Below are 13,676 nucleotides of genomic sequence, written 5' to 3'. Positions count from 1 at the left end.
TCACAAATAACTGAGTGTCTCAGCTTTTTCTCTCTCCCCCAGTCAGCTTCGCTGACAGCCCGTCCTGCAATTACGGACGCGCTACGCGCGCAATCACCTCATGTCGAAGAAGCCCATCTCCGCCAAATAGCCCTTGCCGGCGGTCATGTCGTACTGAATGAGCTGATAGTTGTGCAGCATGTTGTCCGCCTGTTCCGAAAGGTCGTTTCGCTTGACGGCATTGCCTGCGGCGTCCAGGTATGTGGTCGATGTGTCGGTGGTGAATCCGCCTGCGCCAAGCACCAGGCGTTCCAGCGCCGGGAGCTTCGTGCGGGCTTGGGTGAGGAAGGCGAGATATGGCGAGACCTTGGCGTTCATATGCTCGGCAGCCAACGCCATGAAGTAGTTCGGCGACGTGTAGGCGGTGGCGCTGGCGCTGGTGTCCAGTTTCGTTCCAGCCGAGGCTGACGCATTGTTTGACCAGATGAAATAGTCGGTCTCGTGCAATGCGAGCGTATTCGCATCGTCTGAGGCTGCGGTCTGGTAGGAACTCGGCAGATGGTCGCCATAGAAGATCACGGTGACCGGCTCGTCCATCGCGTTCAGCTGGTTTAGGAAGTCGGCGGTCGCCTGGTCGGTGAGACTGATTCCCTTGGTATAGGTATTGATCTGACCGCGCTCGTAATCGTTGAGGTTCTCCGTGATATTCGCCTGATCGAATTGGTTGTTAGCATACCAGCCGTCATAGGTCATGTGGTTCTGCATGGTGACCATCTGCACGAACTGGGGATGCTCTTCGCTGTTCAACTGGTCGATGATGTTCTGATAGGCTGCCGCGTCGCTCACATATGGCGAATTGTCGATTCTGTCCTGATGAGTGATCGCCGGGTCGCTATCCAACGCGTAGAACGTGCCGAAACCGAACTTTTTGTAGTTCGCGTCGCGCAGATACATGTTCTTGTAATACGGGTGGAATGCCACTGAGCCTGTCTCGCCATAGGCGGTGTTCCACAGCTGGTTCCATGCGAACGGGCTCTTCTGATGTGGCACCAGCTCCTGATACATGGATTGCATTGAATCGTCGAACAGTGCGAGATCCAGGCCGGTCAGCGACTGGTATTCGATGTTCGCGGTGCCGCCTCCATAGCCGGGCGAGAGCATCAGACCTGAGGTCGTGGCGTCTTTCAGCGCGCGTATGTTCGGCATCGGATCCTCGGTCAAGGTGATGCCCGGCACGCGCGTCGGGTCGGAGAACGTCTCCGAAAGAAGCATGATGACAGTGCTGTCGGTCAGGTTGTTGACGCGCGACTCATTGGTGCTGTTGGCCGCGTCGGTGTATCTGCCGGCCAATTCCTCCATGGTCTTCCGGCTGTAGCCATCCGGTTTCTCCATGATCTTTGGGTGCGCCAGACGCAGGAAATTGATGACAGGACCATTGACCGTGGCGTCTTCCGCAGCGTTATACAGACGAGGCGAATCACCCCAGGATTTCGCCCATTCATAGCCCCAGGCGCCGGGTATGCTGAGCGTCCAGGTGAACGTACACAGCAGCGCGATGCTCGTTGCCGCCGCAATGACACGTGTGGCGTTGCCGATGATGGTTTTCGTATCGCGGAACGGTTTGCGCCAATGGAATGGGATCACACATCGGCGCTGGTCGACGAACTGGAGTGCCAGACAGATGATGGTCAGCAAGATCAGTGCCTTGATGGTGCCTTGCACCAGCGTTAGGCTGTTCTCCGGGATGTATGATGCGATTTCCCCGCCGTTGCCGCTGGTGAGGAACCCAAGGTCGGAGGGGATGATCGGCTCGTTCCTCAGATCGACCTTGATGCTGTTCGCCACGGCATAGACGCCCGTCATGATGGAAAACACGGCTGTAGCCACCCAGAAACGATTCAGCACGAACACCAATACCAAGAAGATCATGCCGAGGGCGAGGAAGTTCAGCAGCCAATTGAGTTTGTCTTCCTCCAGCCACATCTGTGAGACGAACTTGGTGAGTTGGCCTTTCACGCTGTTGAGGATCTTGGTGGTGTTGTCCACCGCATTCGGATCGGCATATGTTGGCTCCGAATACATGCCCCACTGGATGAACAGCACCGCAGCCGCGTCGATCAGCACCATGACCACGGCGTACAGCGTGTAGGGAAGCTTCGGACGTTTGCCCCATGCCTCGCGGGCCGGCTTTGCTTTGGCCCAGAGAGATTGCAGTGTTTGCCGCATGGAGGCGAGGCTGGTTGCCTCGGGCTTGTCGGTTTGTGTGCCTTCGGGCTCTTCGCTCGCCGTATTGGCCGCCGTGTCGGCCGCTGTGTCGGCCGCAGTGTCGGTCCCGTCGGGGCTGATTGCGTCAGGTGCTGTGCCGGCCGTCTCAACTGAGTCGGCCGGGTTTTCAGCCGACGCTGCCGAAGCTTCCGCTGTTGGTTCCTCTTGCTTTCGGGTATCGATCACTGCTCTGCCCGTTCCTGTTACGACTACGTACCTCGGGCATTATAGCGACAAGTTCAGGACTGGTTCACCCTCTGTTAACGCTCTGCGGAGCGGCGTCAATCATGGCTGAACGTCAGCGCATGTTCCTGACCTTGGCGTCATGGATCTGCTTTCCGGGCATGCGGCTGGCGGATTGCGCCAGCTGGATACCGCTGTCTCGCTCAAAAAAAGAGTAAATCTTGCTCTACTGGAGAGCAAGATTCATATAAATCTTGCTCTCTAAAAAGTCAAGAGATAGAATAGCGAATCAAGACGACGGTGAAGGTGGGTACTGGTGTGAGCGATCTGGTAAAAAGCATAATTCGCGAATGGAAGAGCGTGGGAGTACCTGAAGTGTTCCCGCGTGATCTTGATCTGGGGGAGCTCCGGAGCCTCGAAGGGGCAATCTGGTGCGCACCATTGTCGGTGTACGGCGGTGTGGCAAGACATATCGCCTGTTTCAGGAGATGCGCGCGTTGCGTGACGCCGGCGTATCCGAAGACCGCATGCTCTACTTCAACTTCGAGGATGAGCGTCTTAAGCCCTTCACGCCCCAATTGCTGCAGGATGTGATTGACTCGTATTTCGAACTGTACCCGGATGTTCGTGAGCAGGGAGTGTACCTGTTCTTCGACGAAATCCAGGAAGTGCCGGACTGGGGCATGTTTCTGCGCCGTCTCGTCGATACGATGAACGTCACCATGTACGTGACGGGTTCGTCTTCGAAAATGCTATCGCGGGAAGTGGCAACCGAGTTCAGAGGCCGCTCGCTGCCTCGGGAATTATTCCCGATGAGCTTCTCGGAGTACATGCGATTCCATGGTGTCGATCTCAGTGGTGTGCCGGTTGACATGAATGGGCGTCGGACGTTCACGTCGGGGGAGATCGCTCATCTGAAGCATGGACTGGACGGCTATCTGGAACGTGGCGGCTTCATCACTGTGCAGGGGCTGGGAGTGCCTGACGCTGTGGCGTTGTTGCAGGAGTACGCGAATCGTACATTGGCCAGTGATGTGATTGACCGGTACGGCATTCGCAATCCTGTGGCTGCATCGGCGTTCCTTACGCAGGCATTGGCGTCGTCCGGGCGCGAGCTCTCGGTCAACAAAACAGCCAATATGCTCACGAGCCGGGGGCTGCGCGTTTCGCGTGGATCGCTTTCGGCGCTGCTGGACTATTACGAGGAAGCATACCTGCTGTTCCAGGTCAATGAATTCTCCCGCGCCTTGGCGGATAACACGCGTTCCTCCGCCAAAGTGTATGCGATTGACCAAGGCATGTTCAACGCTTTTTCCAAAGCTTCAGCGCTGGAGCGTGGTCAGCGGTTGGAAACAGCGGTGTTTCTGAAACTCCGCCGTGACGCCAGGCTTGTGCGAAATGGTTCAGTGTCTCGATTGCTGTTTCAGGATGGTGGAAACAGGCATGAGGTTGATTTCGTCGTTGGCGATGCCATCGCCATGGATGTCTATCACTTGATTCAAGTTTGTTGGGCTCTCGACGATGAAAAGACGCGCACGCGGGAGATTCGGGCATTGCAGGCGGCGATGCGCCGCTTCCGGGTGGATTCCGGAGTTATTGTCACCGCGGATTATGAAGAACGGATTGAGGTGCCGGAAGGGAGCATTGATGCCATTCCGGCATGGCGCTGGCTGTTGGATGCATGAACGAGGTGTCTCGGCGGTCCTGGCTGACGTGGTGTGATGCGTTGGGTTGTGTGATGCACGTACCACCCAACGCATCGCTGTTGCGGGCCATTTGTTTCCTTGGACAGCTGGGACAACTCCCAGCATTATTTCATGTTCTTGACTTTGGCGTCATAGACCTGCTTTTCAAGCAGTCGGATCTGTCGGGTCGCGGCACAATGGAGGCGCTGGGGAAGCGGAAGCCGGCCCAGCAGCTCCTTATATATATGTAACTCGAGCATTGATGATGGAATTATAGAAATTTCTATAATAGAAAACGCTATAAAGTTGTGAAGGGGACGAAGAACCCCAAGCATGCTTGAAGTGGAAGGGCTGGAAAGCTGCCGGCTCCTCTGGCAGGCGGAGCCGGAAATGCGGTCAATGAATTTCTGCCGCAGCATAGGGCCGGTCGGATGCTTGCATGGGAATGGGCTACTATCTGCCTTCAGTGAGGTACATTCGGTGTTTTTCGGAAAGCTATCTGCCTTCAGTGAGGTTCCTAAAGCTGGACAGTTCGAGTATAAACACCGTCACTGTGCCGTAATTGCAAGGTTCGTACTTGCGTTTTCGTCCCTGAGGTACCTCACTGAAGGCAGATAGCTTTCCGCAATGGCACGAATGTACCTCACTGAAGGCAGATAGCAGCAAACGAGTGCTTTCCGGTTGGCTGTCTGTGAGGAGCTGCGCGGCGCGGCGCCCCAACTCGGCCCGTTCGGCCTCGTTCGGCCGCGGGGCGACTGCGCAAGGCTGCTGGCTAGTTCACCGCCAGCCTTTCATCAGTCCCGCTTGAACAGATCCCTGGTGTAGACCTTGTCCTTCACGTCTGCGAGGTCGTCGCTCCAGCGGTTGGAGACGATCACGTCGGCGCGCTGCTTGAATGCGGCGAGGTCGTGCGTCACCTCGCTGCCGAAGAAGTCGGGTTGGTCGAGCGTGGGCTCGTAGACAAGCACGGTGACACCCTTGCCCTTGATGCGCTTCATCACGCCCTGGATGGCGGACTGGCGGAAATTGTCCGAACCGGCCTTCATGGTCAGGCGGTACACGCCCACCACAGGGTCGGCCACGCCGGACGCCTTCGCGCGGGCCACCAGCTCCAGGATCTCCGTGGCGATGAAGTCCTTGCGCGTGGTGTTCGAATCCACGATCGCCTCGATGAGGTTCTGGGGCACCTTGTCGTAATTGGCGAGCAGTTGCTTGGTGTCCTTCGGCAGGCAGTAGCCGCCGTAACCGAAACTCGGGTTGTTGTAATCGTCGCGGATGCGCGGGTCGAGGCATACGCCCTTGATGATTTCGCGCGTGCTCAGACCACGGCTCTCCGCATACGTGTCCAGCTCGTTGAAGTACGCCACGCGCAGGGCCAGATACGTGTTGGCGAACAGCTTGATCGCCTCGGCCTCGGTGGTTCCCACCACCAGTTCCGGGATGCCTTCCGTGCCATCAGGGTTCATGCGCTCGTGCTCGGACGGCTCCGCGCCCTGGGACAGCAGTTCGACGAACCGGTGCGCGGCCTCGACTGCCTCCTCGTCATCCTGCGGTGCGCCGGCCACGATGCGGCTCGGATGCAGATTGTCGTACAACGCATGGCCTTCGCGCAGGAATTCGGGGGAGAACAGGATGCGCCTGTCGCCCAGCTCCTCGCGTAGTTTCGCCGTGTATCCCACCGGAATCGTGGACTTGATCACGATCCAGGCATCCGGGTCATGCTCGCGGACGGCGGCGATGGCAGCCTCCACGCTTGAGGTGTCGAAGTAGTTCTTCTGCGGGTCGTAGTTGGTGGGCGTCGCGATGATCGCGTAATCGGCACCCGTGTACGCCTGCGCCGGGTCGAGCGTCACATGGAAGTCGAGCGGACGGTCGCCGGACTGGTTGCCGTCGAGGAACCGGGTGATCTCCGTGTCCACAATAGGGCTTTTGCCGGCGTTGAGCATGGCCACCTTCTCGGGCACGATGTCCAGCGCGTGCACCTCATTGTGCTGGGACAGCAGCAGCGCCACCGAAAGTCCCACGTAACCGGTACCTGCAACCGCGATCTTCATATCGACTTGCCTTCCTGTGTTTGCGCCTGTGTCTGGTTTGCGCCGACGTCGCCGGCGTTGTTGCCGGGCACCGCGTGCAGCAACCGCGTGCGTTGCCGCACGCTGGCCGTTGTTGTCACTACCTTGATCAACCAAGCACCAGCCTAGTCCATGCTGATGCGGTTATCCGGGCTATGGTTCTCCTTGTCGCAAATTCCTCTTGCTGGTGTGGCGTCAGTGAGAGGAATTTGCAACGGGGCGGGCGATCGGACAGATTGGTGCGGTGGCGACCAGGTAGGTCAGGACAGCCGTGGTGCCTGTCCGTAGCGTCCAGCCGAAGCCGCGGTGTCAGGGTCGCGCTACCATGAACCCAAGCGACTATGCAAGCGCATGTGAACATGGATGATGAAAGGTTGGTGACGCATGGCACAGGGTGAAGCGACTGCGGCGGCGAACGCGAACGTGGTTGAGTACCCCGATCTGGTGGTGGTTGGTGCCGGCCTGTTCGGCCTGACGGTGGCGCAGCAGGCGGTGGAGCATGCGGGTGCGCGTGTGCATATCATCGACGTGCGCGATCATATCGGCGGCAACGCGTACTCGTACTTCGATGAGGAGACGGGTGCGGAGATTCACAAGTACGGTGCGCACCTGTTCCACACGTCCAACAGGCGTGTGTGGGAGTATGTGAATCGCTTCACCGAGTTCACCGGCTACGTGCATCGCGTGTACGCCACGCACGACGGTGTCGTATACTCGCTGCCGATCAACCTCGGCACCATCAACCAGTTCTTCCGTGCGCACTATACGCCGGCCGAGGCGCAGGCTCTGATCGAGGAGCAGGCGGGTGAGCTGGCCGGCACCGACCCGGCGAACCTGAATGATAAGGGCATCCAGCTGATCGGCCGTCCGTTGTATGAGGCGTTCATCAAGAACTACACCGGCAAGCAGTGGCAGACCGATCCGGCCGAGTTGCCCGCGTCGATCATCAAGCGTCTTCCGGTGCGCTTCAACTACGACAACCGCTACTTCAAGGACACGTGGGAGGGGCTGCCCAAGGACGGGTACACCAAATGGATGGAGCGGATGATCGACGATCCGCGCATCACCGTCTCCCTGAAGACCGATTTCTTCGACGAGTCGCAGCCGTACAACAAGAAGGCGCTGCGTGAGGCGGGCGTGCCGGTCGTGTACACGGGCCCGGTGGACCGCTATTTCGACTACGAGCTGGGCGATCTCAAGTGGCGTACCGTGGACTTCAAGGAGGTCCGCTACGACGAGGGCGACCACTTCGGCTGCCCGGTGATGAACTTCTCCGACGCGGACGTGCCGTACACGCGCGCCATCGAATTCAAGAACTTCAACCCGGAGCGCCGCGAACAGCAGAACCCGGACAAGACGGTCGTGTGGGAGGAGTACAGCCGTTTCGCCGATCGCGGCGACGAGCCGTACTACCCGATCAACACCGAGGCCGACAAGGCCCTCTACGCGCAGTACGAGGCGAAGGCCGCCGCCGAGCCGAAGACCGTGTTCGGCGGGCGTCTGGGCACGTACAAGTACTACGACATGCACAACGTGATCGACACCGCCCTGACCGCCTACGAGCAGCAGGTCGCGCCGCTGCTCGCCGCCGAGGCCGCCAAGTAGGCGGCCGGGCCGCTGAATAGCGCGTGCGAGGACGCGGCCACGGTCACGGTCGAACGAGACCGGCGTGACGCTACGGGAAGCGACGGGTTGTTCCGCTCCGCCAGTTGCGAAACGGGACAGCCCGTTCTATGTTTGCGCTGCATGGTCGTCGCATTGGCGATAACGTGGCGGAAAGCTGGCGGATTCGGCGGTAAAGTGGCGGAAAGCTGGCGGTAAAGTGGCGGAAAGCTGGCGGTAAAGTGGCGGAAAGCCCGGTTCCTCAGCGGCGAACGCGCTTAGTGCGACGATTCTGTAGCCGGCTGGTACTTTGTCTGCGGTCCGCTGCCTGTGCGTATCAGTAATTGGCCGTTGACCAATGCGTTGATGGTTTTCGCTGCTGTGGATTGTGAGGCTCCGATAACCGATTGCGCTTGTTTGCGGGTGATGCTGCCGTGTTCTTTGGCGTAATCGAGAATTCGTTGTTGCCTAATTGGCAGCGCGGCTTCTGAAGCTGAGTTGACGCTCGGCGTTCCGGAATATGGGAGCGATGATTGCGCCGAGGGGAAAGGCGTTTGTTGATGTTTGGGAAGAACCAGACGGAATGCGTGATCACTGATATCAAATGAAGGCTGAGTCGCGCAGTTCTTGTAATCTCCGACGATTCTTCGGATGCCTGTGCCATATGCCTCTACGAGGTTGAGACGGTAAAATACGTTGGCTAGTTTGGGATTGCGCTGAGAGGAGATGCCGTTCATCATGTCTGCGCGAGTGAAGTTTGCCGGCAGTCCGCCGAGATTGAGAAATTCCATGTGATTGCTGAACACGCTGATGAGTGCAGGACCTGAGAGCCCGTAATCGCGATGGACAATGAGATTGAGCAATGCCTCGCGCAATACCAAGGGGGAGTAGTCGTAGCTATCCACGCGGCGCATCGCCTCGCCCGTATGTGAGCGCACTGCATTATGCCGTGCTATGAATTCATTGACTTGATTGAATTGGGTGATGAGCGAACCTGTGAATTCCTGCCTGTTCAGGAATACTTCCTTGACTTCGTCTGCGAATACGGCGGCTTTGATTGAGGCATCGCATTGATCTGAGAGCAGCCAGGCCAGATTGGTGTAAACTCCGTCTGCATTAACCAGCCCAAGTGTGCGCTGTGCTTGTGGCGTGAATGACAGTGCCGCGTCTGCGAATGCTTGCTGGGCTGCGATAAAGGTGAGTTCCTGATTGAGGGATATCGCATCTTCGAAGGAGTCGCCTGCGGTCTGCCTGATCATGTCGATGATGGAGGATTCTGATGCCGGGATGGAAGCTGCTCCTGAACGGATATATACGCCTGCAGGCCTGATCCCTTTATCGGCTAGATAGTAGGGGCGATGTGCTCCCCGTTGTACATGTACGGCCACAATTGGCATGCTTTGCATTGTTTCGACATCAATGGAGACAAAGCTCATGACATCGGGACGTATGCCGTCAGAAATCGCTTGCGTCGCACGGCGCATGGTTTCGTCGATGTCGTTGATGCCTATAACGGTGCCATCGTCTTCAACACCGAGGTATATGGTGCCGCCGTCGGTGTTGGCGAAGGCGATGGCTGATCGTTTGGCACCGTCCACCCATGTGCGTTTGAATTCCAGATGGGGGCCTTCAATGAGTTTTTCCATCGCGTTGCTTCCTTCGGTAGTGCATTATCTTCTATCTTATCTATTATCTTCTATCTTATCTTCTACCTTCTCGTAAGGTAGAAGATAAGATAGAAGATAGATGAGATAGATAAGGCGGCGGCCCGCCGTAGTAGGCTGGTGGCTATGGCTATGAGACTTGCACGTTTTTCGCTGAATGATTCGCCGCGTTACGCCTTCGTGCAGAAGGACGAGAACGACGGCAAGGACTATCTCGTCGAGCTGGACGGCCATCCGCTGTCTGGCGGTCAGGTCACCCCCACGGGCAACCGTTACGCGCTCGACGCCGACGGTATCCGCCTGCTCTCCCCGGTGATCCCCTCCAAGGTCTACGGTCTGGCCAAGAACTATGAGGCCCATGCGCAGTTCATGCACGAAGCCGGCCATTCCGAGATCGCGCACGCGCCGGAGGACATGGTCATCTTCACCAAGCCGTCCACCTCGGTGATCGGTCCAGACGACCCGATCGTCTACCCGGCCTGCTCCAAGGACATGAACTTCGAGCCCGAGGTGGCCGTGGTGATGGGGCGCATCGCCAAGAACGTGTCCGTGGAGAACGCGATGGACTACGTGCTCGGCTTCACCTGCGTCAACGACGTGACGCTGCGCGACCTGCAGGGTATCGACCCCACGTGGACGCGCGCCAAGGGTTTCGACACCTCCTGCCCGCTTGGCCCGTGGATCGTGATGCGCGACGACCTCAACTGGCGCGACGCCCACATTTCGTTCACGCTGAACGGCAAGGACGTGCCGATGGCTTCCGGCACCACCGCGAACCTCATCCACGGCATCCCGGAGCAGATCGCCGCGATCTCCTCGTTCTCCACGCTGCTGCCCGGCGACGTGATCATGACCGGCACGCCGAACGCCTCCGGCCATCTCGACCCCGGCGATGAGACCATCGTGCACGTGGAAGGCATCGGCGACCTGCGCAACGTGATCGTGCGCGCGTAAGCTGACTGGCAAAACACTGGCCCGGTCATCTTTCCTGTTTGGGGAGGTGGCTGGGCCTTTGTGTTTTCGTTTCACATAGTTCTGCGACTTCTGTTGTTGGGGGTTGGTTGGTGGGTGACGAAGCGGAACTGAGGGGTGGTGAATTCGTCAACGAATGAATGACGCGGACCACTAGGGCGCGCCAAGCCGTGGTCCATATAGTGGGACGATGTTCAAGGTTATATGACAATGGCGTCATTGAGCCGTTTGTGGCGGGTGCGACGATGCACAACAGCCACTGTTTCCTTGATGTTGCATGACGGAAACATAATCGCCACATTGATTCATAACATTATATTCATTCTATTGAATACCCGCGTGGAGGTGCACAAAGAGGCAGGCAGCCATCGATGTGGCTGCGCCCCATTGCCGAACGGGCGATCAGTGGAATGACCCAAAGAGGAAGGTGCGATATGAAACGGAATATGATTACGGCAAGCTCTGCAACGGCCGGCGTGTGCGCACTGGCAATGCTTCTTGCGGGCTGCGGCAGCGGCCAGAGCGGCGACGGTTCGGCGACCGCATCGGCAGGCGTTCCTGAAACCGTGAACTACGCGATCCAGCAGGATCCGGGCAAGCTCAACCCGCTCACCAACGCCACAGGCGACGGCGTGCAGCTCGCCACCCTCGCCTATGAGGGCCTGCTCGTCATGCAGGCCGACCAGCAGCCGAAGGGCAATATCGCCAAGGACTGGAAGGCCACAGCCACCGAGGCCACCTTCACATTGAAGGACGACGTGGTCTGCTCCGACGGCACCCCGCTCAAGGCCAGCGACGTCAAGGCCACTTTCGATTATGTGATCAATGAGGCCCCCGATTCCCAATACAACGGCGTCTATGTGCCCGAAGGCGTCGAGGTCAGCGCGGACGACAGCGCCAAGACCGTGACCTTCAAGGTCAGCACCCCGCAAAGCTTCCTGGCCGAGGAAGTCGGCCAGCTGCCCATCGTCTGCCCGGCCGGTCTCAAAGACCCCTCGGCAATGGACGCCAAGACGTTCGGCACCGGCCCCTACAAGCTCGACAGCGCAACCGAAGGCCAGAAGTACACGTACGTGCGCAACGACGACTACAAGTCCGGTCTGCCGGACGGCACCAAGATCACCGACCTGCCCAAGACCATCGTGGCCAGTGTGGTGACCGATCAGTCCACGCAGGTCAACATGCTCAGCTCCGGTGAGCTCAACCTCGCCAAGCTCAGCGGCACCAACCAGGACCGCGTCGACACCACCACCTACAAGGACGTGAATGCCGGCTCCATGCCGATGACTGCGTTCTTCAACCAGAACAAGGACCGCGCCACGGGTACGCTCGAAGTGCGCAAGGCCATCGCCGAAGCCATCGACCGCACCAAGGTGGGCACGGCCATCACGTCCGGCAAGGGCGAGGTCATGAAGACGATCATGCCTGCGGGCTCTTCGGTTTGCGCCGGATTCGACTCCTCCAGCGCCATTGCCAAGACGGACGCCAAGGACGCCAAGAAACTGCTTGACGAGGCGGGCTGGAAGGCCGGTTCCGACGGCGTGCGCACCAAGGACGGCAAGAAGCTCACCATCAAGCTGCTCTACAACTCCACGTCCGGCGCTGCCGTGGCCGCAGGTGTCGAGCTCGTGCAGAAGGAACTCAAGGAAGTCGGTATTGATGCCCAGCTCGCCCCGTCCGATCAGTACACCAAAGTCATCTTCTCCGGCGGCGACTGGGATGTGGTGATCGCAGGCATCACCGCCAACACCCCGGCCGAATGGTTCGGCATTCTCTCCGGCGACGTGGTCCCCAACGGCGGCAACTGGACGTACAACGAGGACCAGGACTACATCCAGCTCGCCAACACGGCCGCCGCACAGGCCGGTGAGGCATCCTGCCCCGCATGGCAGAAGGCCGAGGACCAGCTGATGAAGAACGTGACGCTGCTGCCGATCGCCCAGTCCTGGGACAAGTACTACGCCAAGGGCTTCACGGTGAGCACTGACGGCAACAACTTCCTGCCCACCACCTTCAAGGCCGCCTGACAGCAGACGAGCCGGATTATACAAGGCCTGCAGGGCGCATCCTGCAGGCTCTTGTCCGCGCCCGGAGCCAATCAGAGCTAATCAATACCAATCAAAATCAAACCAAAACCAACCTATGGCACCAAGGAAACCAAGGAGTATATCGTGAGCGAAAGCAGCAGCACGGCGTCAGGTGTCACAACGACCCGCCGGACTCACCGCCGCATGAATCCATGGGTGAATTTCGTCGTTCGACGACTCGTGCGCACGGTCGTAGCGCTTTGGGTCATCGTCACCGTGGCGTTCGTGGTGCTGCGATTCTCCGGCGGCGACCCGGTGCGCAACGCGCTCGGCGTCACCGCATCGCCCGAACTGGTGGCTCAACGCCGGGCCACGCTCGGCCTCGACAAGCCGCTGCCCATCCAGTACGCGCAATACATCGCCGGACTGTTCCACGGCGACCTCGGCATCTCCATCATCTCGGGCCGTTCGGTGTCCGAGATCGTGGCCACGCGACTGCCGTGGACCGTGGCGCTCGCCGTGCTGGCTTTCCTGGTGATTCTCGTATTCTCCATCCCGATCGGCATGGCGATGGCCGTGCACACGCAGGGCGACCGCCATCGTGGCAGCGAGCTCGTGTTCACTGGCATCACCGGCTTCTTCGGCAATATCCCGGACTACCTGGTGGCCGTGATTCTGGTCGCCGTGCTCGCCGTGAACCTCAAACTGTTCCCGGTGGCCGGCGCGAACAGTCCTGCATCGTTCGTGCTGCCGGTGGCCGCGCTCTCGCTGTCGTCCATCTGCTCGCTCTCGCGCATCGCCCGCATCCAGACCTTCCACACCCTGAACGATGACTATGTGCGTACCGCCCGCGGCAAGCGCCTGAGCCCGATGCGCATCTACTGGCGTCATGTGATGCCGAACATGGTCTCCACGATCATGGTGCTCGCCGGCAACACGCTCGCGCAGATCATGACCGGCACCGTGCTGATTGAACAGGTCTTCAACTGGCCGGGCATGGGCACCGCGTTCACCAACGCCATCACCTCACGCGACTACGGCATAGTCCAGGGCCTGGCGCTCGTCTATGGCTTCCTGGTGTTGCTCATCACCTTCCTCGTGGATGTGGTGGTGGCGCTGCTCGAACGCCGTTCGACCATGCTGGAGACCGCATGATGAGCAGCGGTATGGCACACGATTGGTTTGCGGATCGCGCACACAGCGCAGTCCCGGAGCAGCACACAATCT

General features: G+C 59.1%; 8 protein-coding genes. 5 read left to right on the top strand and 3 right to left on the bottom strand.

The features are described 5' to 3' along the window. Positions 1-93: 93 nt before the first annotated feature. Positions 94-2,430, bottom strand: coding sequence for an LTA synthase family protein (locus tag BREU_RS09730; protein ID WP_330935792.1), 2,337 nt, complete (start codon positions 2,428-2,430; stop codon positions 94-96). 428 nt (positions 2,431-2,858) lie between these two features. Between BREU_RS09730 and BREU_RS09725 the strand changes: the two genes are divergently transcribed. Then, positions 2,859-4,112 (top strand): ATP-binding protein, encoded by a 1,254-nt coding sequence (locus BREU_RS09725; RefSeq protein ID WP_202962230.1) that lies wholly within the window; start codon positions 2,859-2,861, stop codon positions 4,110-4,112. A gap of 794 nt (positions 4,113-4,906) precedes the next feature. Here BREU_RS09725 and BREU_RS09715 read toward each other — a convergent pair. After that, complete coding sequence (locus tag BREU_RS09715) at positions 4,907-6,166, bottom strand: nucleotide sugar dehydrogenase (protein WP_044089852.1); 1,260 nt, start codon at positions 6,164-6,166, stop codon at positions 4,907-4,909. Positions 6,167-6,568: 402 nt separating this feature from the next. On the opposite strand from BREU_RS09715, the gene glf reads away from it, so the two are divergent. After that, on the top strand, positions 6,569-7,789 hold the full coding sequence (glf, locus tag BREU_RS09710; RefSeq protein ID WP_044089853.1) for a UDP-galactopyranose mutase: 1,221 nt from the start codon (positions 6,569-6,571) through the stop codon (positions 7,787-7,789). 275 nt (positions 7,790-8,064) lie between these two features. Here glf and BREU_RS09705 read toward each other — a convergent pair whose 3' ends face one another. Continuing rightward, complete coding sequence (locus BREU_RS09705; RefSeq protein WP_044089854.1) at positions 8,065-9,432, bottom strand: RNA-binding domain-containing protein; 1,368 nt, start codon at positions 9,430-9,432, stop codon at positions 8,065-8,067. A gap of 150 nt (positions 9,433-9,582) precedes the next feature. Here BREU_RS09705 and BREU_RS09700 point away from each other — a divergent pair, with 150 nt between their 5' ends. The 3 genes from BREU_RS09700 to BREU_RS09690 all read left to right on the top strand — a co-directional run bounded on the left by BREU_RS09700 (position 9,583) and on the right by BREU_RS09690 (position 13,604). Beyond that, positions 9,583-10,404 carry a fumarylacetoacetate hydrolase family protein gene (locus tag BREU_RS09700; protein WP_044089855.1) on the top strand — a complete coding sequence of 274 codons (822 nt, stop codon included), beginning with the start codon at positions 9,583-9,585 and terminating at the stop codon, positions 10,402-10,404. Between the two features lie 452 nt (positions 10,405-10,856). Then, positions 10,857-12,449 carry an ABC transporter substrate-binding protein gene (locus BREU_RS09695; RefSeq protein WP_044089858.1) on the top strand — a complete coding sequence of 531 codons (1,593 nt, stop codon included), beginning with the start codon at positions 10,857-10,859 and terminating at the stop codon, positions 12,447-12,449. Positions 12,450-12,593: 144 nt separating this feature from the next. Next, entirely contained in the window at positions 12,594-13,604 is a 1,011-nt protein-coding gene (locus tag BREU_RS09690; RefSeq protein ID WP_202962229.1) for an ABC transporter permease, read from the top strand. Positions 13,605-13,676 lie beyond the last annotated feature (72 nt).

Source organism: Bifidobacterium reuteri DSM 23975, assembly GCF_000741695.1.
Taxonomy (GTDB): Bacteria; Actinomycetota; Actinomycetes; order Actinomycetales; family Bifidobacteriaceae; genus Bifidobacterium; species Bifidobacterium reuteri.
Note: the sequence above shows the minus strand (reverse complement) of the source record. Positions and strands in the feature narration are given on the sequence as shown.